Source organism: Bacteroidota bacterium, from assembly GCA_016713765.1.
GTDB lineage: Bacteria > Bacteroidota > Bacteroidia > AKYH767-A > 2013-40CM-41-45 > Pollutiaquabacter > Pollutiaquabacter aromativorans.
On sequence record JADJON010000002.1, the window covers coordinates 1 to 21,778 of the forward strand.

Below are 21,778 nucleotides of genomic sequence, written 5' to 3' on the forward strand. Positions count from 1 at the left end.
ACGATGTCATAGTGATACTCGCCCCCTTTGGCGTATTGTCGAGGCCAGATTCTGCTGCGCAACGAAGCGCTGCTTCGTCTGTCATGATCGCTGGCGAGGGTTGGCGGCATGGATTGTACCACAAGCCACCAAAAAATTCAATAGTTTGCGGCCATCTCCTCCTGGGATGCGGGCAAGGCATCAGTTTTCCTTCAAGTCGGCTTTTCGCTGGCGCGGGTCGTCGTCGCGCTCGATCGCCTGTTACGCAGCCTGACACGCTTGGCAGCAGTCGCTCCCGCAAAACGTAAACCTGACAGCGGCTGAGTAAGGGAGAAATCACCTCGAAGGATGGGTTCTCCGTTGTGGCGCCGATCAGGTGATGATGCCTTTTCGACCGCGGCCAACAACGAATCCTGCTGGGACTTGCTGAACCCAGTGGATTTCATCGATGAAAAGGTTGCATTTCCGGGAACCTCTTTCAACTCCCTCGAATATTGGGAAGCTTTTTCGATGACTTCCTGACATCCTTGACACCCGACGAAACGGCACTTAGGATATAGAACGGCCCGGCGGGCTTTTTCGCGATGATACCCGCCAAAGTCGTTTTACCGACTCCGGGAGGTCCCCATAAAATCATGGACGGGATGGTATTGGCTTCGATGGAACGGCGCAACACTCCGCCCGGTCCGACCAGGTGTTCCTGTCAATGTAGTGGTCCAGATCTTCTGGACGCATGCGCTCGGCGAGCGGACTCATGCCCCAAAGGTAAGCAAATGCTCAGCGTGTGATCATCAACGGAAGGCAGGTCGGAGCCGTTCCCTCGAACCCAGCCGGAGGAGGTAAACTCCAGCCGGAAGATCGTCCAGCGAAAGAACATATTCCGAAACTCCAACTTGAACCTGAGAAATTCGGATCATTTTACCGGACAGGTCAAGCATTTCCACGTATTGGGTTTGCCAAAGGTTGTTCCCAGCGAATGAAGGTGGTGCTATTGGCAGGATTGGGAATAATTGAGGTTTGGAATTTCCCGCCGTGGAATGATCGACTCCAACTATGCAGCCTAAGGAGGACAATTGGCTCCGGATGTTGCTTCCCCGGTCCTGGATGAACGACTTGATGCCGCGATCCATTGTGTACCCATGGGGCTGGTAATGCTGATGTCGGAAACCACGTTGTCCTCGAACTGTTGATTGGAGAAGGTCTTCATCGAATCGGCATACACGAACGGACGGACGATCGGGACAATGCTGTCGATGATCGGGTCAAAGTAGTTATTACTGAAATCTTCCGACAGTGGGCACAACGCCTGAATGTAATCGCTCCGGTATCCCGGGTCGCCCAGCACGCGTTGACACAAGGGTCGCCCTGTCGCATTACTGATGTAATCCCACGATAAGGGTTTGATCTGTGCAAGACTGAGTTGTTGCTGGAAATTCCCGAACGCTTCGTTTACATCCCAGTGGATCCATTCGAAGCGATCCGGATACACTTTTCGTGATAAATGAAATAATTGTGACCGGAGCCGATGTAGGAATCCAGATTGGCGAACAGGTTGTCGGCAGCCCAATGGCGGAAGAAAGGCCAGGTGTTCAGCACTTCGGCCAGTGAATCATGAAAGGCTGTTCCGCTGTTATTGATCTTATCGATCAGTCGGATCAGGTCACTCCAGTCGTTGGCCGTTTCGTTATTATCCAGTTCACAACGGTTGTAATACAAGTTCGGACTGCTTCCATACCAGCGCAGGTCACCGGAAGGATCACCCTTGAACGGTTGCCGGAACTGCTACCGAACCAACGGTCGCAAAAGTCGTTATTGACCTCTTCGACCAAAAGTGTATAAACCCCAATAGGTGCCATTGACGAAGACCCTGGCATAGGAGCATCTGGGTGCCGCTATGTCGTGTGAAACCAGAAAATCGAGCATCAGTTTTCCCGGAGAAAGCTGGGATCTTTGAAGCCATTGTTCAGGTTGAATTTCCTGATGCCATCATATTCCTGACCGGATACGAATTCGATCAAATCAAGCTTGAAAGATTTCTTCGGTCCGGGATTGTTATAAACTATTGCCTTTGTATTTAGCGCCGCTGTTAGAAAGCACTTGGCCGTCTATGGTCAGGTCGCATACGGTATAAACATCCGCTGTATAATTGGTCGACAGCGTATCGAGATAGGAAAGCTGGTGGAACTGCAGGTACACATCATGCACGACGGCTTGCGACCAGAGTTGTTGTCCGGCTGTTTGGGCCGTTGCAAGATGCAATCCGGCGGACACGATCGAAAATACCAGGAACAGAAATTGACGCATGGCGGGTGATGAAGTCCGTTGGACATCTAATGGGTAGCTGGGTTTAATCCGACCATCGCCCAAATCGATCACGCGCGGCCTGCTCGAGCAGTTCGCGGTCATCGGGATGAGCGATGCGGATCAATTCGCGGGCGCGTTCCCGCAGGTTTTCCCGAACAGGTAGGCAATACCGTGTTCGGTGACCACATAGTGGACATGGGCGCGCGTCGTTACCACTCCGCCACCTTGCTTAAGGAAGGGCGTTATCCGGGAAAGCACCTTTCTTTCTGTACGCGAGGGCAGCGCGATGATGGCTTTCCCGCCCTTTGACAAGGCCGCGCCACTCATGAAATCCATCTGACCACCCACACCGGAATACTGATAAGTGCCGATAGAGTCCGAACAGATCTGTCCGGTCAGGTCGATTTCAATGCAACTGTTGATGGCCACCATCTGGTGGTTCTGACGGATAACGGATACTTCATTGACATAGTCGATGTCCAGAAAGGTGAAGAACGGGTTGTCATGAACATAGTCGTACAGTTTGCGGCTGCCCAGACAAAAACCGGTCACCACCCGTCCGGGGTGCTTCGTTTTGAGTTTATTGTTGATGACACCCGATTCGATCAACGGAATGATCCCGTCGGAGAACATTTCCGTATGAACGCCCAGGTCACGGTGGTTGCCGAGACAACTCAGCACCGCATCCGGAATGGCGCCAATACCCATTTGAAGCGTAGCGCCATCAGGAATCAATTCGGCGATGCTCGCCGATCTTCCCGTTCGGTGGTGGTTACCCGATCGCCGAAAACCGTCTCGTGCAAGGGCTCTGGCGCATAAACCAGTGCATCCAGTTCGCTGACATGAATGAGTCCATCGCCGTGGGTTCGTGGCATAAGTGGATTGACCTGCGCAATGACATGTTCGGCTGTATTGACGGCGGCTCGGGCGATATCCACAGAGGTGCCAAGGGATACGAAGCCATGCGCATCCGGCTCCGATACCTGCACCAACGCCACATCCAGGGGCATGATACCGGTGCGGAAGAGATCCGGGATTTCGCTGAGAAAGACCGGAATGTGATCGGCACGCCCTTCGTTCACTGCGGGACGGATCGGTTCGGAAACAAAGAATGAATTGATGTTGAAGTTGCCCTCATACCGGGATTCGGCTATCGGGAAGTCCCCCAGTACACTGATACAGACGATTTCCACGTCCTTTAGTCGTGGAGCTTCCCCGGCCAGTGCCCGTACAAGATGGGTAGGAGTCGCCGCGCTGCCGTGAATGAAGACCCGCTGACCGGATTGGACTACCTGGAGCGCCTCCGAAGCCGGGAGGTAATCTACTTTGTATTGCATAATGCGGGCAAAGATATTCCGAACTCCTGAATCGGCTCTGACCTTCATCAGGGAGAAACGTTGGAAAAGGTCGTGTACATCATATCCGTATCTTTCGGACATGACAGCGGATGACTATATCCGGTACTTTCACATGATTGCCCATCCGGAGGAGGGTACTTTGGAGAGACCTTCCGAAGTGCAACGAATATCTGCTTGGCTGACTTTGACAGTGACCGATCACTTGCCACCAGCATTCTTTTTCTGCTGAAAGCGGGTCAGTCCTCTGCCTTGCATCGGATTAAAAGCGATGAACTTTGGTATTATCACGATGGCGAAGGACTGGAATTGTGGAAATCGATGAACAGGGCAGGGAAGTGGTGACACGGCTGGGAAAGCGTTGTTTCGACGGCGGAAGTCTTGCAACATGTCGTACCTGCAGGTCGATGGTTCGGGGCCAGGTTGGCGGCTGAAGGGTCTTTCTGCCTGGTGGGTTGTCAGGTCAGCCCCGGATTCGACTTTAGGGATTTTGAATTGAAGTGAGCATTTTTGCACCCCGGAATATCAACTATTGATTCAAACACTATGAGCCTTCACATAAACGCTGAAAAGGGAAGCATCGCACCCATCGTTCTACTCCCGGGCGATCCGCTTCGCGCTAAGTACATCGCCGAGAACTGGTTGAAGGATCCAAAGCTGGTCAGCACCACGCGGAACATGTTCTACTTTACCGGTGAGTACAAAGGCAAGCGCGTCACCGTAGGTGGAAGCGGAATGGGCTGTCCGTCCATCGGAATCTACTCCTTCGAACTCTATACCGAATATCAGGTCGAGACCATTATCCGGATCGGAACGGCCGGTTCTTACCTCCCGAATCTGAAGACCTACGAGTTGGTAAACGCCGAGTTTGCCTGCAGTGAATCGACCTACGCGCACAACGCTTTCGGCTTCGAAGGCAATAAGATGGTCCACCAGGGACCAGCGTTTGAACGGATCAATGAAGCCGCTCGTCGGTTGAACCAGCCGGTGCATGCCGGAACGATTCATTCCAACGATGTTTTTACAGAGCCAGCAAGGAGTTGCCCGAGATCGTCCTGAACACAACTGCCTGGCGGTGGAAATGGAGGCGTTCGCCCTCTTTGCCAATGCCCGTTACCTGAAAAAGACCGCTGGCACCTTGCTGACAATTTCCGACGTAATTCCGACCGGCGAAGTCATCAGCCCAGAAGCAAGGAAAAATCACTCAAGCCGATGATCGAGCTGGCTTTGGAGGCCTGTGTTGAGCTTTGAGTCCGGACTTTTCCGTAAGGATCGTCACTTCCCGATACAGAACTTGGAAAAAATGTTGTCCAGGAGGTCGTCGGTGCTGATTTCCCCGGTGATCTCGCCCAGGTGATGCAAGGCGACCCGCAGGTCACTGGCGATAAAATCGTGCGTAACTCCGGAATCGAGACCGGCAAGTACCCTTTCAAGTGCAGCTTCGGTCTGCTGCAAAGCAAGTGCGTGCCGGGCGTTGCTCACGATCGTGTCGCCGCTTTGCAACCGTTCGGCGTCAACCGCCGACAGCAAGCGTTCTTCTAATACAGTGAGTCCCGATCCGGATTTTCCAGAAAAAAATGACTTCAGGATAGTTCTTGAATTCCTTTTCTAGCGCTTCGGGTTGGCTGCCGTCGGACTTGTTTCCGACAAGCAACAGACGGAACGTGTCACTGCCGGCTAATTTTCGTAACGCTTCGAGTTCCAATTGCAGCGAGCCGGCAGTCGTTTCGGTAACGTCAAACAGGTAGAGCAGGAGCGGAGATTGCCGGATCTTGTCCAGCGTACGCTCCACACCGATCCGTTCGATCGTATCGCTGGTATCCCGGATCCCTGCGGTGTCGATGAAACGAAACCGTATTCCCTGGAGGCTGAGCTCTTCTTCGATCGTATCGCGGGTCGTTCCGGCTATGTCGCTGACGATGGCGCGTTCTTCCCGCAGCAGCGTATTGAGGAGAGTTGACTTGCCCACATTCGGTTTTACCCGCGATAACGACCGGGATGCCATTCCGCAAGACATTGCCCAGTTCGAACGAGCGAATCAAGGCGTCCAATTGGCCACATAAACGCTTGACCAGACCGCGCATTTGTTCGCGGTTGGCGAATTCAACATCTTCTTCGGAAAATCCAGTTCCAATTCAATCAGGGATGCAAAGTGGATGAGTTCAGCACGCAGGTCTTTGATCTTCCTGCTGAAACCTCCGCGCATCTGTTGCAAGGCCACGCGATGGGCAGCAGCCGAACCACTCGCGATGAGATCGGCGACCGCTTCGGCCTGCGACAGATCCAATTTTCCATTCAGAAAGGCGCGAAGCGTATACTCTCCCGGTTCAGCCAACCGTGCCCCTTGCTGGCAAAGCGCCTGCAAGAGTTGTTGCTGGATGAATGGTGAACCATGACAGGAAAATTCCAGGGTATCTTCACCCGTGTAGGAGTGAGGACCGCGAAAACGGCAACGAGAACTTCGTCCAGGACCGCATCGTCGAAATGAAATTCACCAGAAGTGCAGGCTATAGCCCGGTTGGTCCTGCAACGACTTTATTGACCGGGATTTTGCACGAAACACCCGGTCACCGATGGTAAAAGCGGATTTCCCCGATAGCCGGATCACCGCAATGGCTCCGGTTCCGGGGGCTGTCGATAGCGCCGCAATGGTATCGTCCGGCTTGAAATTCAGCATGTTGAAAGGAGTGCAAATTTACCCAATCCGGTGGATTCATGGGGGCAAAACACTATTTTCGCGCTGGAATTGCGAGAAAAGTCAGACTTCTTCTTTAGCAACCAACAGCTTAGCAACCCTATTTCCATGAGTGTACTCGTAAACAAGAACAGCAAGATCATCGTCCAGGGCTTCACCGGCAGCGAAGGAACCTTCCACGCTTCGCAAATGATCGAATACGGAACCAATGTCGTAGGCGGCGTCACCCCGGGAAAGGCGGCACTTCGCACCTCGAACGTCCGGTCTTCAACACGGTAGCCGATGCGGTCCGCCAGACCGGTGCGGATGTCTCCATCGTATTCGTACCGCCGGCTTTTGCAGCCGATGCGATCATGGAAGCGGCCGAATCCGGCATCAAGCTGGTTGTTGCGATCACTGAGGGTATCCCGACGCGCGATATGATCCAGGTAAAGAATACCTGGCCGACAAACAAACCCGTCTCATCGGGCCGAATTGCCCGGGTGTGATTACCGCGGGTGAATGCAAGGTTGGCATCATGCCGGGCTTCGTGTTCAAACCCGGGAAAGTCGGTATCGTCTCCAAATCCGGAACCCTGACTTACGAAGCCGCCGACCAGGTCGTGCGGGCCGGCATGGGAATCTCTACCGCCATCGGTATCGGAGGTGATCCGATCATCGGAACCACCACCCGGGAAGCAGTCGAACTATTTATGAACGACCCGCTAACGGAAGGCATCATCATGATCGGTGAGATCGGCGGAAGTCTCGAAGCGGAAGCAGCCCGCTGGATCAAGAAGAACGGCACCAAACCCGTAGTCGGATTCATCGCCGGCCAGACGGCGCCTCCCGGACGTCGCATGGGACATGCCGGTGCGATCATCGGGGGAGCGGATGATACCGCAGAAGCAAAAATGAAGATCATGCGCGAATGCGGCATTCACGTTGTCGATACACCCGCCTTCATCGGCGTTACGATGGCCAAGGTGTTGAAAGGGGTGACGGCCTGAGGGGGGAAGATTTGTAATTAGTAATTAGTAATTCGGGAAAGTTGAAGCTGGAAGGTTGAAAGTTGAATGTTGAAATGTAATAGTTAGAACTTCACCTGACAGACAGGGTTGGTTAAAAGTTATTTCCGGTCTGACGGATTTTTAAGGATCCGTCGCCCGGAATAACTTTTAACCGGTTGCTAATTTATCGAGCATTTTACTTTGCGCCAAGGGTATGCTGTCCAGGAATGTCTCCATTGGTGTTTTACCAAAGCAGTATTTTCCGGTGTGTGTCCTTTCACAGTTGTACTCTTCTATCCACTGATCCAGATCCTTCTGTAATTCCTCCAGCGATCCAAAGACCTTTTTCGGAAGGCAACCGCATAAAACTCGTTCTGGATTGTCCGATGGAAGCGTTCGCAGATGCCGTTGGTTTGAGGATGCCGGGCCTTGGTACGGCTATGATCGATATCCTCCAGTGTCAGATAAAGACTGTACTCATGACTCTCCCGCTTGCCGTTGTACTCTGTACCCCGGTCTGTGAGTACCCGAAGCAGCGGCAAGCCATGCTCCTCAAAGAATGGTAGCACCTTGTCGTTGAGCATATCGGCTGCCGTCAAGGCGTTCTTACGGTCATACAATTTGGCAAAGGCTACTTTGCTGTAGGTGTCGATGAAGGTTTGCTGGTAAATCCGGCCTACACCCTTGATATTGCCCACATAATACGTGTCCTGGGCTCCAAGGTAACCGGGGTGTTCGGTTTCAATCTCGCCAATGGCTTCCTGCTGTTCCCGTTTCTTTTCCATGGCAACCAGTTGCGCTTCGGTGAGAATCAGTCCGTCTTGAGCCACTTTCGCCTCCAAAGCGCTCAGACGCTTGGCAAAGGTCTCCAGATCATGCCGCATCCAGATATACCGTACCCCGGCCGGTGAAACAGAAATCCCCTTCTTACGCAACTCGTTCGATGCACGAAGCTGACCGTAGGCCGGATAGTCGGTGGCCATCTGTACGATGGCGTTCTCCCAGGCTATATCCATCCGATTGGCCAGTATCGGCTTCTTCCGACTGATCTCCTGCAGAGCCGTCTCCCCACCAGTATCGTACAACTCTTTGATCCGATAGAAACTATCCCGTGAATAGCCCATCACTTTGCACGCCTGGGATACATTACCCAATTGTTCGGCTAACTTCAACAAGCCTAACTTGGTTTTGATTAACTTAGCTTCTGTATTCATTGTCTGACAGTTTAGGGGTTATTGTTATGTTTCGTATCCTAAAGATAACCCTTATCTGTCAGATTAAATACTAACTAGTACAGTTGAAAGTTGAAGGACAACTCTTCACTCTTCACTATTCACTCTTCACTATTCGCTATTCGCTATTCACTATTCACTATTCACTATTCACTATTCACTGTTCACTAAAATGAAACTACTCTCCGGAAAAACCGCCCTTGTCACCGGTGCATCGAAAGGCATTGGTCGCGGGATCGCCCTTAAGTTGGCGGAGCACGGCGCCAATGTCGCGTTCACGTATCTCTCTTCGGTTGAGAAAGGGCAAGCACTTGAGGCCGAACTGGCGGCATTCGGTATCAAAGCCAAAGGCTATCGAAGTGACGCCTCCGACTTCAAAGCCTCCGAAGAACTGGTGAATGCGATCGTAAGCGACTTCGGTTCACTCGAGGTCATCGTCAACAATGCGGGCATCACCCGTGACGGTTTGCTCATGCGCATGACGGAGGAGCAATTCAACGAAGTCATCCGGATCAACCTGAATTCGGTTTTCAACGTTACCAAAGCTGCGATCCGCCAGTTGCTCAAACAGAAGCAGGGCAGCATTATCAATATTTCGAGCGTCGTAGGCGTAAAGGGAAATGCCGGCCAGGCGAATTATGCCGCTTCCAAGGCCGGGATAATCGGCTTCACCAAATCTGTTGCCCTGGAATTGGGGTCCCGCAACATCCGCTGCAACGCTATCGCACCGGGATTCATCGAGACGGAAATGACGGGAGTCCTCAACGAGGAAACCGTCAAGCAATGGCGCGAAGCCATTCCGCTCAAGCGCGGCGGCACACCCGACGATGTGGCTAACGCCGTGATCTTCCTGGGATCCGAGCTGTCGGCTTATATCACCGGACAGGTCCTGAACGTAGATGGTGGGATGTTGACCTGATACAGTTTGAATGAAAAAAGAAACGCCATGCATCATACTCAGCATGGCGTTTCGTTTTATAGCGGTAGTCGATCAATCGCACCATTGAAGCTTGTCCAGCTCACGGGTGTGTACCTGAATCCTGATTACCTCATGGGCAGGACTGACCCAGACCAACAACCAACCATAAGGTCGCTTGAAATGGTAGATGCTCGTAATGGGTGAATCCTCGTAATCCTGTTTGTCCGTAACGCGGACAGGTTGTCCGAGAACTTCCTCGAGGTAGGCTTCGTCGTGGCCGAACAGCTGATAGTTGATCTTGCCACTGAAACCGGGCAGGACCTCAAAGCAATTCAATCCGGTGTACATGCGCAGCCCCATGTTCTCGAAATCCAAGCCACCGCCGCAGAACTCTTCCCCGCCTTCTTCCGTGAATTGAGAATAGCAGGGAAAGTACTTCTTGAGGCTATCCACTGGAGCGTCGGGTCGCCATTTATTGACCTTTCCGGAATCCAGGTCCAGCTTCAACGTGTCACAAATCGGCTTTTTGTCCTCCGCTTTGACGTTGGAGAAGAAGGCGAACAGGATCAAAGAAAGCAAGATAGCGCTGCGCATTCGAAGATGTTTTATTCTTCAAAGATAAGCCGATAGGGGCGCGGACGCAAGGCGGAATCAGGCCAATGGATTATCTTCGTCGACCCATTCTACTACCATGAAGCGAATCCTGCTTTCGGCTTTCATAAGCCTGTCGATGACTGTGAACGCGCAGTCCACACTGACTCCTGAACTATTATGGAAATTCGGTCGGGTTGCCGAACCGGTTGTGGCACCTCAGGGTGATAAAGCCGCCTATAGCGTTCGAACCATCGACCTGTCCAGTGGTAAGAGCAATTTTGATATCTGGGTTGTGGAGCTTTCTACCGGGAAATCACATTTGATGGCCGGAGAAACCGCGACGGAAACCAATCCGGTTTGGAGTCCGAATGGTTCGATCCTGTATTACCTGAGCGATGCCGGCGGGACCTCCCAGATCTGGCGTGTCCGCTCCGACCTTTCCGATCGTCGGCAAGTATCACGCCTGGATAAGGATATCAACGCCTTTGGACTATCGGGAAATGGTAAACAGATCTGGTTTGCTCAGGATGTCGCCATAAATAAGACACTGGGAAAGGATATTTATCCTGACCTGCCGAAGAACAGCGCGCGCATCTATGACGATCTCAATGCGCGTCATTGGGATACCTGGGACGATGGTTCCCGTAGTCATGTCTTTACTGCTTCGCTCAACGATTCGACCCTGGGACCCGTAGTCGATATCATGGCCGGCGAGCCCTTTGACGCGCCGATGAAGCCGATGGGCGGGGGAGAGGAGATCGCGATTTCAACGGATGGTGCTCGCATCGCTTATACCTGTAAAAAGATGAACGGGGTTGAGTATGCCACCAGTACCAATTCTGAAATTTATCTCTACGAATTGGCCACAGGGAAAACCACGAATCTGTCGGAAGGAAACAAAGGATATGATCGGGTACCGGAATTCTCACCGGATGGTTCACGCTTGGTTTGGCAAAGTATGGCCGAAGACGGCTATGAAGCCGATCAAAACCGATTGATACTGTATGACTTTAAGACCCGGACCAAACGTGACCTGACGCAAGGATACGACAACAGCGTCGACGCTCACCACTGGAGCCCGAATGGTCAGGTAGTATATTTCACTTCAGGAATCAACGCAACCATTCAATTTTTCGTTGCCGATCCACGCATGCGTTCCGCTATCGTGTGGCGACAACTCTCCGATGAACTTGCGGATTATACGGCATTCACCGTAGCGACAAATGGAAAGCGTGAAGACGTAATCGTAGCAACACGGGAAGACTTATCGCATCCGGCTGAGCTATTCGTGTTCGACCCGAAGACAAAATCGAGCCGGCAGCTGACCCAGGTGAATGGAGAAGCGTTGAAAGCGCTGAAGATGGGTGAAGTAAGGAAGCGCATGGTCAAGGCCACTGACGGCAAGGAGATCCTGACGTGGGTGGTTTATCCGCCCAACTTTGATGCTAGTAAAAAGTATCCGACACTGCTCTACTGCCAGGGCGGACCTCAATCGATGGTTGGTCAGTTCTTTTCCTACCGATGGAACCTGCAACTCATGGCTGCCAACGGATATATAGTCGTTGCCCCGAATCGTCGCGGTCTTCCCGGATTCGGAAAGGCGTGGAACGACGATATCCAGGGAGATTGGGGCGGACAACCGATGCGTGATCTGATCAGCGCGATCGATGATGTGGCGAAAGAACCTTACGTGAACAAGGATAAGCTGGGGGCGGTAGGAGCCAGCTTCGGCGGCTATTCGGTTTTCTGGCTTGCCGGTCATCACGAGAAGCGGTTCAAGTGCTTCATTTCCCACAATGGTGTCTATAACCTGGAATCCAGTATTGCGACCGAAGAACCCTTTTTCCCGATCCACGAGTTTGAAGGGAATTTCTGGCAGAGCCCCAAGCCTAAGAGCTACGAGCAGTTTTCACCCCAAAAATTCGTTCAGTTCTGGGATACACCCATTCTGATCATCGCCAACGAAAAGACTATCGGGTCCCTTATACACAGGGACTGGAGGCTTTTCGGCGGCACGTCTGCGTGGTATCCCGGCCCGACTGCTGAGTTTCCCGGATGAGAACCATTGGGTCCTTAAAGCCCAAAATAGTGTCGTCTGGCAACGTGTTTTCTTCGACTGGCTGGATCGATACTTGAAGTAAAAAAATCTGAAAAAAGCCGGTTAGGAATCTAAAAAAGGTTATTTTTGCAGCCCCGTTGCGATAAAAACGACTCATTTACAGTCGATTTACCGGACGGTCAATCCCCTTGCCCAGGTGGCGAAATTGGTAGACGCACCACTTTGAGGGGGTGGCGGGCAACCGTGCGAGTTCGAGTCTCGCCCTGGGCACACCGTTTACCAGGGGAGGTCTTACCGACCTTCCCGATGCTGTTGCATCGAAAGATGCCCGGGTGGCGAAATTGGTAAACGTTGCGGTCTCAGAAGCCGTTGGAGTTACATCCTTGTGAGTTCGAGTCTCACCCCGGGCACCGGACAAGCCCCTTCGAAAGAAGGGGCTTTCTCTTTTTTTGACGATTTTCTTGTTGTGCGCTCAAGGGTTTCCGACTTCCGCTTCTGTAAACATGAGCGCTATTTACCGCTCGATTGTGCTTTTCTTATCCTTCATTTTTCTATCCATGCGATTCTATCGGCTTCTTTTCAAATGAAGTTTGGAGGCGATAACTCCCATTGACTCGCTTTCATGCCAGTATCGCAAGATTGTTGGATACTCTTCACCGTGATTTCGAAATGCGGCGACATTTCTTCCATGAACCTTACAGTTGTAAGTCGCAGCAGCCTGACACCTCAACTGTAGGGCGACTTCCGGACTATATAACAGTCGGAATCAAATCTCAATTTCTACGGTCATGAAGAAATTTACCCTGGCGTTATTTCTGATAGCGCTTAATCTGACAGCAGCGTTGTGGGCGCGTGCCGAAGGCATTCAACCCGCATCGCAACTTGCTGCGACTGCGACACCCGGACCGATCACAGGTCCGTCAGCGGTTTGCGTCAACCAAACCGGTGTAGCGTATGCCGTAGCGGCATTACCCGGAAGCGTTACCTACGACTGGACACTACCCAGTGGTGCATCCATCGTCTCTGGTGCCGGTACAGCATCAATCGTCGTTGATTTCGGAAGCGATTTCGGCGACATCTGCGTTACGGCCGATGACGGAAGCGGAGCCAGTAGCCCGTCCTGCATCACCACCATCGCAGCTGCCGGACGACCGAATTCTCCGGATTCGATCGTGGGCCCTGTTTACAGCGTATGTCCCGGTCAAGTCGTGACGTATTCCGTCCTGACTCCTGATCCCAATGCTGCTTCGTACGACTGGATCGTTCCACCGACCATGACCATCCTCAGCGGGCAAGGAACTGCTACCATCACGGTAGAAGCGGGTCCCGCTTTCAGCTGGGGGTACTTGCGTGTCTCGGCGAGCAACTGTCGTGGAACCACCGGACAAAAAGTGATCACCGTATTCAATGCACCGACCAAACCAGGCGCTATTTCCGGCCCGCCGACCGGCGCCTGTCCGAACGGTACCTATACGTATTCGATCCAGGCGGTCCCCGGCGCAACCTCGTACACCTGGTTCGCACCGGCAGGTTGTGTCATTGCCTCCCCGGTGACGAGCGGTAACCCGTTGACTACCTCTGTCACCTCCGTGGATATTACTTTCCCGGCAGGTTTTGTGAACGGCTCGATCTACGTGCAATCGAACAGCGGTTGTAACTCTTCCGAGCGACGCGAACTGAAGATCCGTTCTGTACCGGTCAAGCCGGGTGGAATCCGTGGTCCACTCTTTGGCGTCTGTGATATGACGAGCGTAATGTACTATGTCGATTCTGTGCCGGGCGCGGAGTCGTACACCTGGACGTTTACCCCCGGAACTTACACGACGATCAATGGAAACGGGAACGATACCATCTACGTGGATTTCGCTACCGGCTTCACCCAAGCCACGCTCTGCGTGACGGCGAACAATTCCTGTGGTAGTTCAGTGGCTCGTTGTGGAGTGGTATTCGCGCGTCCGCAAACGCCTCGCTTCATCGATGGACCGACCGGCGCATGCAATTCCAATCCGGCGACCAGCATTGCATATTACGAGGTACAACCGATGTTCGGCGCGAACGGATATGACTGGAGTGTACCGCCGGGTGCCAACATCACACTCGGACAAGGAACTACGCGCATTACCGTAGACTTTTTGGGTGCTTCGACCGGAAATGTAAGTGTGCGCGCATTCAACGACTGTGGCATCAGCCCGGCCCGCACGCTGGAAGTGATCGTCAATCCTTGCCGTACTGCTGGTTCTGAGAGCAATACCGAATTCCTGGAGCTGATCGCGTTCCCGAATCCGGCGAAGAATTCCATACAGATCGCCTTCCAATCTACCGTTGCTCAGGATTACGGTTTGAAAGTGGTCGACATCACCGGCCGCGACGTCATGTCGCTGAATCGTTCAAGCTCAATCGGTTCAAACCGTGAACTGTTGGATCTGACCGGCATGAGCCCTGGTATCTACCTCATCTGCCTCAATTCGGCAGGATCGCAGGAGAAAATCCGGGTAATTGTAGAGTAATTACAGAATTTTTGATAAAAAGGGCCTTGGAGGTACAACTTCCAAGGCCCTTTTACTTTTTCTGTTACCGTACAAAACGGTCCATTCACCCCGGAATGTGCGATAAACAGGCCTGAATTATGCTCCGTTTACCAAAGTAAATTGCAGCCCGGCAGGTGCTGAAGGTATTATTGTTCAACAATCAACTAAAAACACCTGTCGATATGAGTATCCGCGAAATGCAAAACCTGATTTACCAACAAGGCAATTTCACTTTTTCCGATGGACGCAAAGACGAGGGGATGGTCATCTCCCGTTACAACATCAAAGAAGCCCGGGTAGAATTCTACTTTATCCCTGCGAAGAACCTCCTGGCATTCGAATCGGCACGCTCGCACCATGACCTGGAAGCTCACAAAAAAATGGGTCAATTGGTGGACGTACAATCGATCGTTACTGCCACTACGATTCACTGAAATCCACAGTCATGCAACGTTTGAGCACTTTCAACCGACTGTTTCTGGTTTTCTTTATCCTGCTGTTCGCCTTCATCATTTGGAAGGTGCCGCATGAACCGAAGCAATCAGAAAGCGGCGGCACGATCTCGACTACGCTTTCGGCGGACGAATGATCCGATCCTGAACAAGCAAAAACGGCAGCCTTATCGGGCTGCCGTTTTCATTTTTCCGGGTTTGATCAGTTGTTCAACATAACCGGCATCACCAGCATGAGCAGGTCTTCGCCCGAACTTTCGGTGCCGGACGGAATCAAAAGTCCTGCACGGTTGGGTGCCGAAAGTTCCATCATCACTTCCTCGCTGTCGAGGTTGGATAACATCTCGACGAGGAAGCGGGCGTTGAATCCGATCTCCATGTCTTCACCCGTGTATTGGCAGCTCAGGCGTTCGTTCGCCTCATTGGCGAAATCAAGGTCCTCCGCACTGATTTGCAACGCGCTCCCCTGGATCTTGAGCCGTACCTGGTGGGTAGTCTTGTTCGAAAAGATCGAGACCCGTCGCACGGATTGAAGGAACTGGATGCGATCGATCGTTAGTTTGTTCGGATTGTCAACCGGAATAACCGCTTCGTAATTCGGATACCGTCCGTCGATCAACCTGCAAATGAGCGAGAAGTTGCCGAACGTGAAGAATGCATTGCTGTCGTTGTAGGCGATGGAGACAGGTTCGTCACCCGTACCCAGAATACCCTTCAAGAGATTGAGCGGCTTCTTTGGCAAAATGAAAGCCCCTTCCTGCTTGGCACGATGGTCAGTACGCCGGTATCGCACCAACTTGTGCGCATCGGTAGCTACAAAGGTGAGACTGTCTTTGGAGAATTGAGAGAACACCCCCGACATCACAGGCCGCAGTTCATCGTTGCCGGTCGCGAAGAGGGTCTTGGCAATGGCCTTCTGCAACAACGAAGCCGGAACTTCGATACTCTTGGCGCCGTCCAAGGCCGGAACTTTCGGGAACTCGTCACCATCGAAACCGGTCAACTTGTATTTTCCGTTGTCGCTGACGATTTCAATCCCTTTCGTCTTATCGTCGATCAGGAAGGTGAGGGGATGTTCGAAAAAGTCTTGAGTGTCTCCAGCAGGATCTTGGCGGGGATGGCGATCTTTCCGGATTGCTTCCCTTCGATCAGGGTGACCTCCGGTGGTCATCGTTGCCTCAAGATCCGAAGCGGAAATGTTCAGGTTGCCTTTCTCAACAATGAAAAGGAAATTGTCCAGGATGGGAAGCGGGTTACTGGAGTTCAAGACTCCGGAGATCTGTTGTAACTGCTTCAGGAGCGTACTGCTCGATACGATGAATTTCATAGGTTCGGAAGGAAACAAAAGGCGAACTACCGTCGCCTTCGACCCACAAACCTACCACATTCCCCGTAAAATCTGAGTTCCTGACAGCGTGATTGCTCCTTAAAATATGAACAAGCGATACTACCTAGAGTAATGCTATGTTGTTAATAAACAGCTATTTACGAGGGCGCGGAAAGGGTTTCTTCCGGACTGTTTATTTCTTTCCTCCTGATAAAAAGTCACTTCTCTTCCGAAGCAGCGGATCAAAGGTGAAATGTTGCAGCACCCACCACTTCAACTGAACAGGATCGGTTGCATAAAAGCGATCTGCATCGTGCTGGAGTGGGTTTCCCAGGGAGTCATGTGTTGCCAGCGCACCGGTTTGAACGGGCATCGGGAACAACCTCAAGCCGTGAACCCGTCCAGCGGTATCGGTGACTTCCAACTCAGCAACCGGCGTCAGTCGGGAGAGTGAATCTTGTTCTTCTTTTCGCATCTTCATCGCTTCTGTCTCGAAGGGTACTTTTCGAAACAGGTAGAGATAGTTCCTGACCGAAGTCGTGTCGGCAATGCCGATCGAAGTTCCATCAAGTGGATCACCGAGAACGAATCCGTTGGATGTACGGCTCAGCGAATACGACCAGTCTGGTCGGGACGGGTAATGCACGCGGACCTTCGTGATCTCTTCCGGTTGCAACGAGTAGATCACTTTGTCGCGCCATTCAAGCGAATTAGCTGTATACCGGGGCTGAGATAACCGTTGAAGCCCGGTAGTTCCACAGATGAATGGCAGGTCAGCGCCTTCTTTCATCATGAAGGTGCCCAGTTGGTCCGCAGTCGGCCCTCCGACATAATACGTCATTACAGGTTGCTCGAATCGCCGGAATAGATCTCGCATTTGACGCCGTCGGCAGCCAACGCTTTCACCACATTGTTGAACCCGGCTTTCGAAACACGGGTCTTGACTTCCCACGCCGGCGATAGCCGTTAACAAACTTTTCAAGAGGTCCTGACGAGCGGGGAATGAATCATTCACCAACCAGGTGGCTCCACCGGCGCGTTCGATGGTAATGGACCTTCCGGTACGATCGGCGAGGAAAATTTTCCGGACACTTCCCGTATCGACTGCGAATCGGAGTTCTTCCTTGTCGATCGTACTGTTCTTATTCGACCATCCGAACCAAACCGCGGTAATCGCTAAAAGGACAGCTGCAAGGAAGAGGTTTTGTTTTTCATGTTTGACCCGCCTTATTTGCGTTGATAACGGCGACGCCGACCGAGGTGGAACAGCCAGCCCGCGATCCAAAGCAGGAGCAAAAGGCACGACATTGGCCCAGCGGATGATCGTTCCCTGCTCGTTCAACTTACCGGCATCCAGCAAACGCAGCCGGAATTCCTTGGCACGAAGTGCGAGCACTCCGGTATCGTCACACAGGTAATCGGCAGCATTCAGGATGAAATTCCGATTGCCGAATTGTTGCTGCGAAAACCGGTCGTATCCGAGCGGATAAATAGCGCCTTTTTTACTTACCTGACTTTCGATCAGATTTCCGTCACCCGCAACGATCATCTTGCTGCTGTCTCCTGCGGCTCGGAAACCGATTCCGGGATCCTTCGCGATCGTGTCCGGTAACCGGTTTTCATAAAGGGAACGAAAGTTACCTTCCAGGAGCAAGACGATCGGCACATGCCGGCGTGGAAAGGTCGCGGGATCCGGCTCCTGTTGCAGGATATTCATGGAGATACGGGCGGGCGGCAACTGCAGACGGCAATACTGACTGCCCGCCAGCAAAACGGTTTTCTTGATCCCGGTTACATCAATGGTGTCGACGGAGGAGAGGGAATTCCGTTTTAACTGCGTTCAGGTTGCGGACGATCGGATGGTTATCCGTGCTTTCCAACAGGGAAAATAATACCAGGGTAGTAATTCCTGCTTGGGTTGATTACCCACTTACCCGGTCACCACCGGGATGGGTGCCGCCTGAAGGTCCATGACCAGATCGGTATTGACGCGAGCTCCGTAGCGGAATAGCTGGTCGTCGAGGTTAAGCTCGTACGGGATTGCCACAGTCGTGCCGGTCTGGCCAAGGCTGTCCATCTCCGCCTGCATGCGATCGATCAGCCATAACACCCGTCCGCCTCGCATGATGAACTGATCGATGACGAACTTGTCCTTCTCGTCAAACGACAGCGTTGGCTTGGCGATGATCAGCAACCGGTGGTCCTTCAGGGCGTCGAGTCGACCACCAATGAAGACGGTATCTACATTGTAATATTCGTTCAACGCGCGCGCTGCGTCGGAAATATGCTTGTTGTCCAATTCGCCGTGACCGCGCAGGAAGCCGATACGCGGGGCTCCGCCGGTGCGGGTGAAGCGACGTAACACTCCCGCGATCTCATACTCCAGGTTTTCGACCGACGTGTTCAACATCTCTTCTGGCGAGCTGCCAAGCCGGCTCTTCAGCAATTGAACGGGAATTTCCTCCCCACCGAAGGAAGCGATCGCGCCGGGGAAAATGATCTTCTGACTACTCCCGCCTTTTTCACGTTCCTCTAAATTGGTTGGGAGCAGACCTTTCCTGGCTAATTGCTTGTAGAGTTCCAGCCGTTTCTTTTCCTCCGGTTCGGCGGAGGGGTCGACGAACTCATATTCGATATTGCCGCCCGCGTAGATCCTGAATTCATCGAGTAATTCCCGGGTAGCATTTCGAAGCCGCCGGAATCCCGGTGGTAGTTCGCCATCGAGGTAGACCTTGAAATAAACCACATCATTCAGCGAGCCGGCCAGTTCGCGTGAAGCATCGCTGATGCTGTATCGCTTTTCAGCGGTCAGATCGATCCGGAAAAAGAGAAAGTTGCCGATGATGTTGACCGAGACCAGGATCACCAGGAGGCGTCGAAGCAGACTATCCTTGCGTTGCGCACGAGCTCATGACCATTTTCTTTTTCCAGGCGTGAAGCGGAGCAGAAGTAGCAGAAGCAGTTGGTCAGGCTGACGAAATAGAGCAAGTCGCGGGAATCCATCACGCCTCGACTCATCGCGGCATAGTGATTGGCGATTCCCAACTGCGACAGGATGTTCTGCAACCGTACAGGAATTCCTAACAAGGCGAATGCGTCGAATCCGGCGTGGAAAGAGTAACAGAGGATCAGCGCGAACAGAACGCGACGACCTGATTGTTCGTTTGCGCCGAGCAAAGATGCCGATTGCCACGAAGCCGGGGACAGGAACAATAATCCGATGCCAGAACCCGCTATGCACACCGTGTCAACATTACCCGGCTGGAACCGCCAAACGGTAGACCGTGGAAGTAGTAGATCGGGGTAGGAATCAACGACAACACCGCCAAGACAAACGCGGCGAGGAACTTTGCGAAGACCAGTGAAATTCGCTCGGGGACGCGTTAGCAGGAGTTCAAGTGTTCCGGGGTCTTCTGCTCTTCGGAAAACATCCGCATGCTGGTCGCCGGGATCGGGAACAGTACAACTAGGGCGCGACGATGAACAAGCCGTCCAGGGCGGCGATCCAGTTATCCGGAATGCTGAAGAAGCATCCGGAAAAATCCACAGGAATATTCCGACCGACAACAGGAAAACGGTCATCACCGGGTACCCGGTCAGGGATCCCAGAAAGCTCGATGGTTCTTTACGAAAGGTGCGTACACGGGCAGGAATGCGCCGAAAAAATAGCGTATTTCCTGTTGGCGCCCGCTTCTTTTGAAGCGATGCTAAGGCGGGTTGTCAGTACTTTATCAACCGGATGGTCTCGATGCCGGAAGGCTGAAGGATCATCGGCAAGGATAAGTTCCTGCCGGGTAGTTGCGCAAAGGGTTTCAATCTCAGCGCCATCACGCCGCGGTGTAATCACTTGCAATTGTCGGCCAAGTGCGTCTCGAGTAAAAACGGGGTTTTGCCTTCCGGACATTTAGGGTCCAGCAGTACCGTTGTCAAATCACCAGCAGGATTCAGCGGGAAACCCGTAGCAGGGGGGAGTCGGTGGCGGACGTGCCGAGCAGGTGATCATTGCAATTCACTGCGGTTGCCACGATCGTCGCGTGCTGTTGACAACCATGATCATCGGTGACGGATACGGAATATTTTTCCGGCCCGGTTACGACCGACAAGAACTATGTCGGCTGCCATCGCTCCATTCAGCAAGTATGCCATGCATTCCCGGCTGATAGCGCGACCTGACTACGTAGCCGGAATTCAATAGTATCGGCATCTCCAGCACTGGACTTTTGGGATCTTACGCTTCGATCGACAATTCCGTGCCGCGGAGCATCCGGCGGCATCAGCAACCTAGACGGTATAAAGTCCGGCAGTAGGCGCTGCTGCATGCTGTAACTGATCCGCCGTAAGGAAACCGCACTCGATCTCCATAAGGAGCAGTGCCACCATTGATTGTAATGGACGCTACCGTCCGCTTGTTCCGGGCAGGAGGCTGGCTGGATCTTGGCATTTTGTACCATCAGCTTTAACGCTTTGTTGAACATGAATGCGGTCCCGAAGACTGCATCCATTCGCATCAGTTAAGGCTGATCCATAATGCCCTTCCGCTACGGAAGATTGGTGCCGGTTCGGATCCGGACAAGCCGTTCCAGTCATACTGGTGGCCATGTTCCTGATACTTCCAGTTTGATTCGGCCGTTGACTATTCAAGCCATTCTGGAAAGAATCACGATGCTGTTTCGTGGTCGGCGCTTCTGGTTCATCCAGCACGAATTCTCTTTCAATGGAACATCCCGTTCGGGTCGCTGATAACGACTAAGTAGCTGCCGGCTTTCAAATGAATCTCGCTCCGGAGTTTGTCCAGGGTGTCACTCCAGGTGTAGAAGTATTTATCAACGAGCTGGACCGCTTCCCGTAGGATCTGACCATCACATCCATTCCTTTGCAACTGATCTCCTTCGTCACGCCCCTGGTCTGGATATTGCCCGGGACCGGTAAGGTGTACTCCACGGGAACTTGTGTTTTCGGTCCCACCGAAAATGGTGAAGCGATAAAGACCTCGCGTGCCTTCTGTTCGCCCGGCGTCCTTTATAAATGACCGCTGTTTCCTTGCGCGTTTAACAGCTCAAACAGGCGTTAGGAAAGATCCCCCACCCAGCGTCAGATCTGACCGTCCTTATCGGGTTGGTGAATACATCGAAGCAGATGCTGCCTGCGCAAACGGTTGCTGAGTGAACGATCCGTACCATCGATTCCCGTGCGTGCAGAGTGCTCCGGGAGCTTCCGCGTTCCCCGGACTTGATGAGGTGAATGCAGCAGGCAACAACAAGTGCGAGAAGACCAAGCGTTAAATTACGGGAGTAGTTTCCAAATAGATGTTGCACGCAATGAATCCAATAGGGTGGAAATGCAAAA

The 21,778-nt window shown here is 52.6% G+C and carries 18 protein-coding genes, 2 tRNA genes and 7 pseudogenes; 12 read left to right on the plus strand and 15 right to left on the minus strand.

What is annotated here, in order from left to right; all coding sequences use genetic code 11:
- The 7 genes and pseudogenes from IPJ96_10700 to IPJ96_10730 form a co-directional block, all read right to left on the minus strand.
- A pseudogene (locus tag IPJ96_10700) lies at positions 1–735 on the minus strand (AAA family ATPase).
- 304 nt (positions 736–1,039) lie between these two features.
- Positions 1,040–1,468: a CotH kinase family protein gene (locus IPJ96_10705; GenBank protein MBK7910816.1), complete on the minus strand. Its 429-nt coding sequence runs from the start codon at positions 1,466–1,468 to the stop codon at positions 1,040–1,042.
- Complete coding sequence (locus tag IPJ96_10710; GenBank protein MBK7910817.1) at positions 1,429–1,695, minus strand: CotH kinase family protein; 267 nt, start codon at positions 1,693–1,695, stop codon at positions 1,429–1,431. The genes IPJ96_10705 and IPJ96_10710 overlap by 40 nt, the downstream gene beginning before the upstream one ends.
- A 93-nt stretch (positions 1,696–1,788) precedes the next feature.
- Complete coding sequence (locus IPJ96_10715; protein ID MBK7910818.1) at positions 1,789–1,902, minus strand: CotH kinase family protein; 114 nt, start codon at positions 1,900–1,902, stop codon at positions 1,789–1,791.
- Positions 1,902–1,997, minus strand: a complete 96-nt coding sequence (locus IPJ96_10720; GenBank protein ID MBK7910819.1) for a hypothetical protein — start codon at positions 1,995–1,997, stop codon at positions 1,902–1,904. The genes IPJ96_10715 and IPJ96_10720 overlap by 1 nt, the downstream gene beginning before the upstream one ends.
- A gap of 34 nt (positions 1,998–2,031) precedes the next feature.
- On the minus strand, positions 2,032–2,283 hold the full coding sequence (locus IPJ96_10725) for a hypothetical protein (GenBank protein ID MBK7910820.1): 252 nt from the start codon (positions 2,281–2,283) through the stop codon (positions 2,032–2,034).
- Between the two features lie 43 nt (positions 2,284–2,326).
- A pseudogene (locus IPJ96_10730) lies at positions 2,327–3,620 on the minus strand (acetyl-CoA hydrolase/transferase family protein).
- Between the two features lie 189 nt (positions 3,621–3,809).
- On the opposite strand from IPJ96_10730, the gene IPJ96_10735 reads away from it, so the two are divergent.
- The 3 genes and pseudogenes from IPJ96_10735 to deoD all read left to right on the plus strand — a co-directional run bounded on the left by IPJ96_10735 (position 3,810) and on the right by deoD (position 4,889).
- On the plus strand, positions 3,810–3,983 hold the full coding sequence (locus IPJ96_10735; protein MBK7910821.1) for a cupin domain-containing protein: 174 nt from the start codon (positions 3,810–3,812) through the stop codon (positions 3,981–3,983).
- A 36-nt stretch (positions 3,984–4,019) separates the two neighbouring features.
- The gene (locus IPJ96_10740; protein MBK7910822.1) at positions 4,020–4,142 is read left to right on the plus strand and encodes a cupin domain-containing protein; all 123 of its coding nucleotides are present in this window, start codon (positions 4,020–4,022) and stop codon (positions 4,140–4,142) included.
- 42 nt (positions 4,143–4,184) lie between these two features.
- Positions 4,185–4,889: pseudogene (gene deoD, locus IPJ96_10745) on the plus strand (purine-nucleoside phosphorylase).
- A gap of 24 nt (positions 4,890–4,913) precedes the next feature.
- On the opposite strand, the pseudogene mnmE reads toward deoD, so the two are convergent.
- Positions 4,914–6,315 (minus strand): annotated as a pseudogene (gene mnmE, locus IPJ96_10750) (tRNA uridine-5-carboxymethylaminomethyl(34) synthesis GTPase MnmE).
- Positions 6,316–6,441: 126 nt separating this feature from the next.
- Between mnmE and sucD the strand changes: the two are divergent.
- Positions 6,442–7,321 (plus strand): annotated as a pseudogene (gene sucD, locus IPJ96_10755) (succinate--CoA ligase subunit alpha).
- 168 nt (positions 7,322–7,489) lie between these two features.
- Here the strand turns inward: sucD and IPJ96_10760 are convergent.
- Positions 7,490–8,535, minus strand: a pseudogene (locus IPJ96_10760) (IS481 family transposase).
- A gap of 190 nt (positions 8,536–8,725) precedes the next feature.
- Between IPJ96_10760 and fabG the strand changes: the two are divergent.
- Positions 8,726–9,472: a 3-oxoacyl-[acyl-carrier-protein] reductase gene (fabG, locus tag IPJ96_10765; protein MBK7910823.1), complete on the plus strand. Its 747-nt coding sequence runs from the start codon at positions 8,726–8,728 to the stop codon at positions 9,470–9,472.
- A gap of 72 nt (positions 9,473–9,544) precedes the next feature.
- On the opposite strand, the gene IPJ96_10770 is transcribed toward fabG, so the two are convergent.
- A complete protein-coding gene (locus IPJ96_10770) occupies positions 9,545–10,066 on the minus strand; it encodes a hypothetical protein (protein MBK7910824.1) in 522 nt (173 codons plus the stop codon).
- A 97-nt stretch (positions 10,067–10,163) separates the two neighbouring features.
- Here IPJ96_10770 and IPJ96_10775 point away from each other — a divergent pair, with 97 nt between their 5' ends.
- From IPJ96_10775 to IPJ96_10805, 7 genes are all read left to right on the plus strand, one after another.
- Positions 10,164–12,125, plus strand: coding sequence for a S9 family peptidase (locus IPJ96_10775; protein MBK7910825.1), 1,962 nt, complete (start codon positions 10,164–10,166; stop codon positions 12,123–12,125).
- Positions 12,085–12,207 carry a prolyl oligopeptidase family serine peptidase gene (locus IPJ96_10780; GenBank protein ID MBK7910826.1) on the plus strand — a complete coding sequence of 41 codons (123 nt, stop codon included), beginning with the start codon at positions 12,085–12,087 and terminating at the stop codon, positions 12,205–12,207. The genes IPJ96_10775 and IPJ96_10780 overlap by 41 nt, the downstream gene beginning before the upstream one ends.
- A gap of 108 nt (positions 12,208–12,315) precedes the next feature.
- Positions 12,316–12,395, plus strand: a tRNA-Leu gene (locus IPJ96_10785).
- 56 nt (positions 12,396–12,451) lie between these two features.
- A tRNA-Leu gene (locus IPJ96_10790) sits at positions 12,452–12,535 on the plus strand.
- A gap of 378 nt (positions 12,536–12,913) precedes the next feature.
- Complete coding sequence (locus tag IPJ96_10795; protein ID MBK7910827.1) at positions 12,914–14,632, plus strand: T9SS type A sorting domain-containing protein; 1,719 nt, start codon at positions 12,914–12,916, stop codon at positions 14,630–14,632.
- A gap of 203 nt (positions 14,633–14,835) precedes the next feature.
- Entirely contained in the window at positions 14,836–15,087 is a 252-nt protein-coding gene (locus IPJ96_10800; protein ID MBK7910828.1) for a hypothetical protein, read from the plus strand.
- Positions 15,088–15,098: 11 nt separating this feature from the next.
- Positions 15,099–15,242 carry a hypothetical protein gene (locus tag IPJ96_10805; GenBank protein ID MBK7910829.1) on the plus strand — a complete coding sequence of 48 codons (144 nt, stop codon included), beginning with the start codon at positions 15,099–15,101 and terminating at the stop codon, positions 15,240–15,242.
- A gap of 65 nt (positions 15,243–15,307) precedes the next feature.
- Here IPJ96_10805 and dnaN read toward each other — a convergent pair.
- The 5 genes and pseudogenes from dnaN to IPJ96_10830 all read right to left on the minus strand — a co-directional run bounded on the left by dnaN (position 15,308) and on the right by IPJ96_10830 (position 20,535).
- Positions 15,308–16,432: pseudogene (gene dnaN / locus IPJ96_10810) on the minus strand (DNA polymerase III subunit beta).
- A gap of 193 nt (positions 16,433–16,625) precedes the next feature.
- A complete protein-coding gene (locus tag IPJ96_10815; GenBank protein MBK7910830.1) occupies positions 16,626–18,149 on the minus strand; it encodes a hypothetical protein in 1,524 nt (507 codons plus the stop codon).
- Between the two features lie 213 nt (positions 18,150–18,362).
- Positions 18,363–19,298 carry a Gldg family protein gene (locus IPJ96_10820; protein MBK7910831.1) on the minus strand — a complete coding sequence of 312 codons (936 nt, stop codon included), beginning with the start codon at positions 19,296–19,298 and terminating at the stop codon, positions 18,363–18,365.
- Entirely contained in the window at positions 19,295–20,014 is a 720-nt protein-coding gene (locus IPJ96_10825) for a hypothetical protein (protein ID MBK7910832.1), read from the minus strand. The genes IPJ96_10820 and IPJ96_10825 overlap by 4 nt, the downstream gene beginning before the upstream one ends.
- A gap of 362 nt (positions 20,015–20,376) precedes the next feature.
- The gene (locus IPJ96_10830) at positions 20,377–20,535 is read right to left on the minus strand and encodes a hypothetical protein (protein ID MBK7910833.1); all 159 of its coding nucleotides are present in this window, start codon (positions 20,533–20,535) and stop codon (positions 20,377–20,379) included.
- Between the last annotated feature and the right edge of the window lie 1,243 nt (positions 20,536–21,778).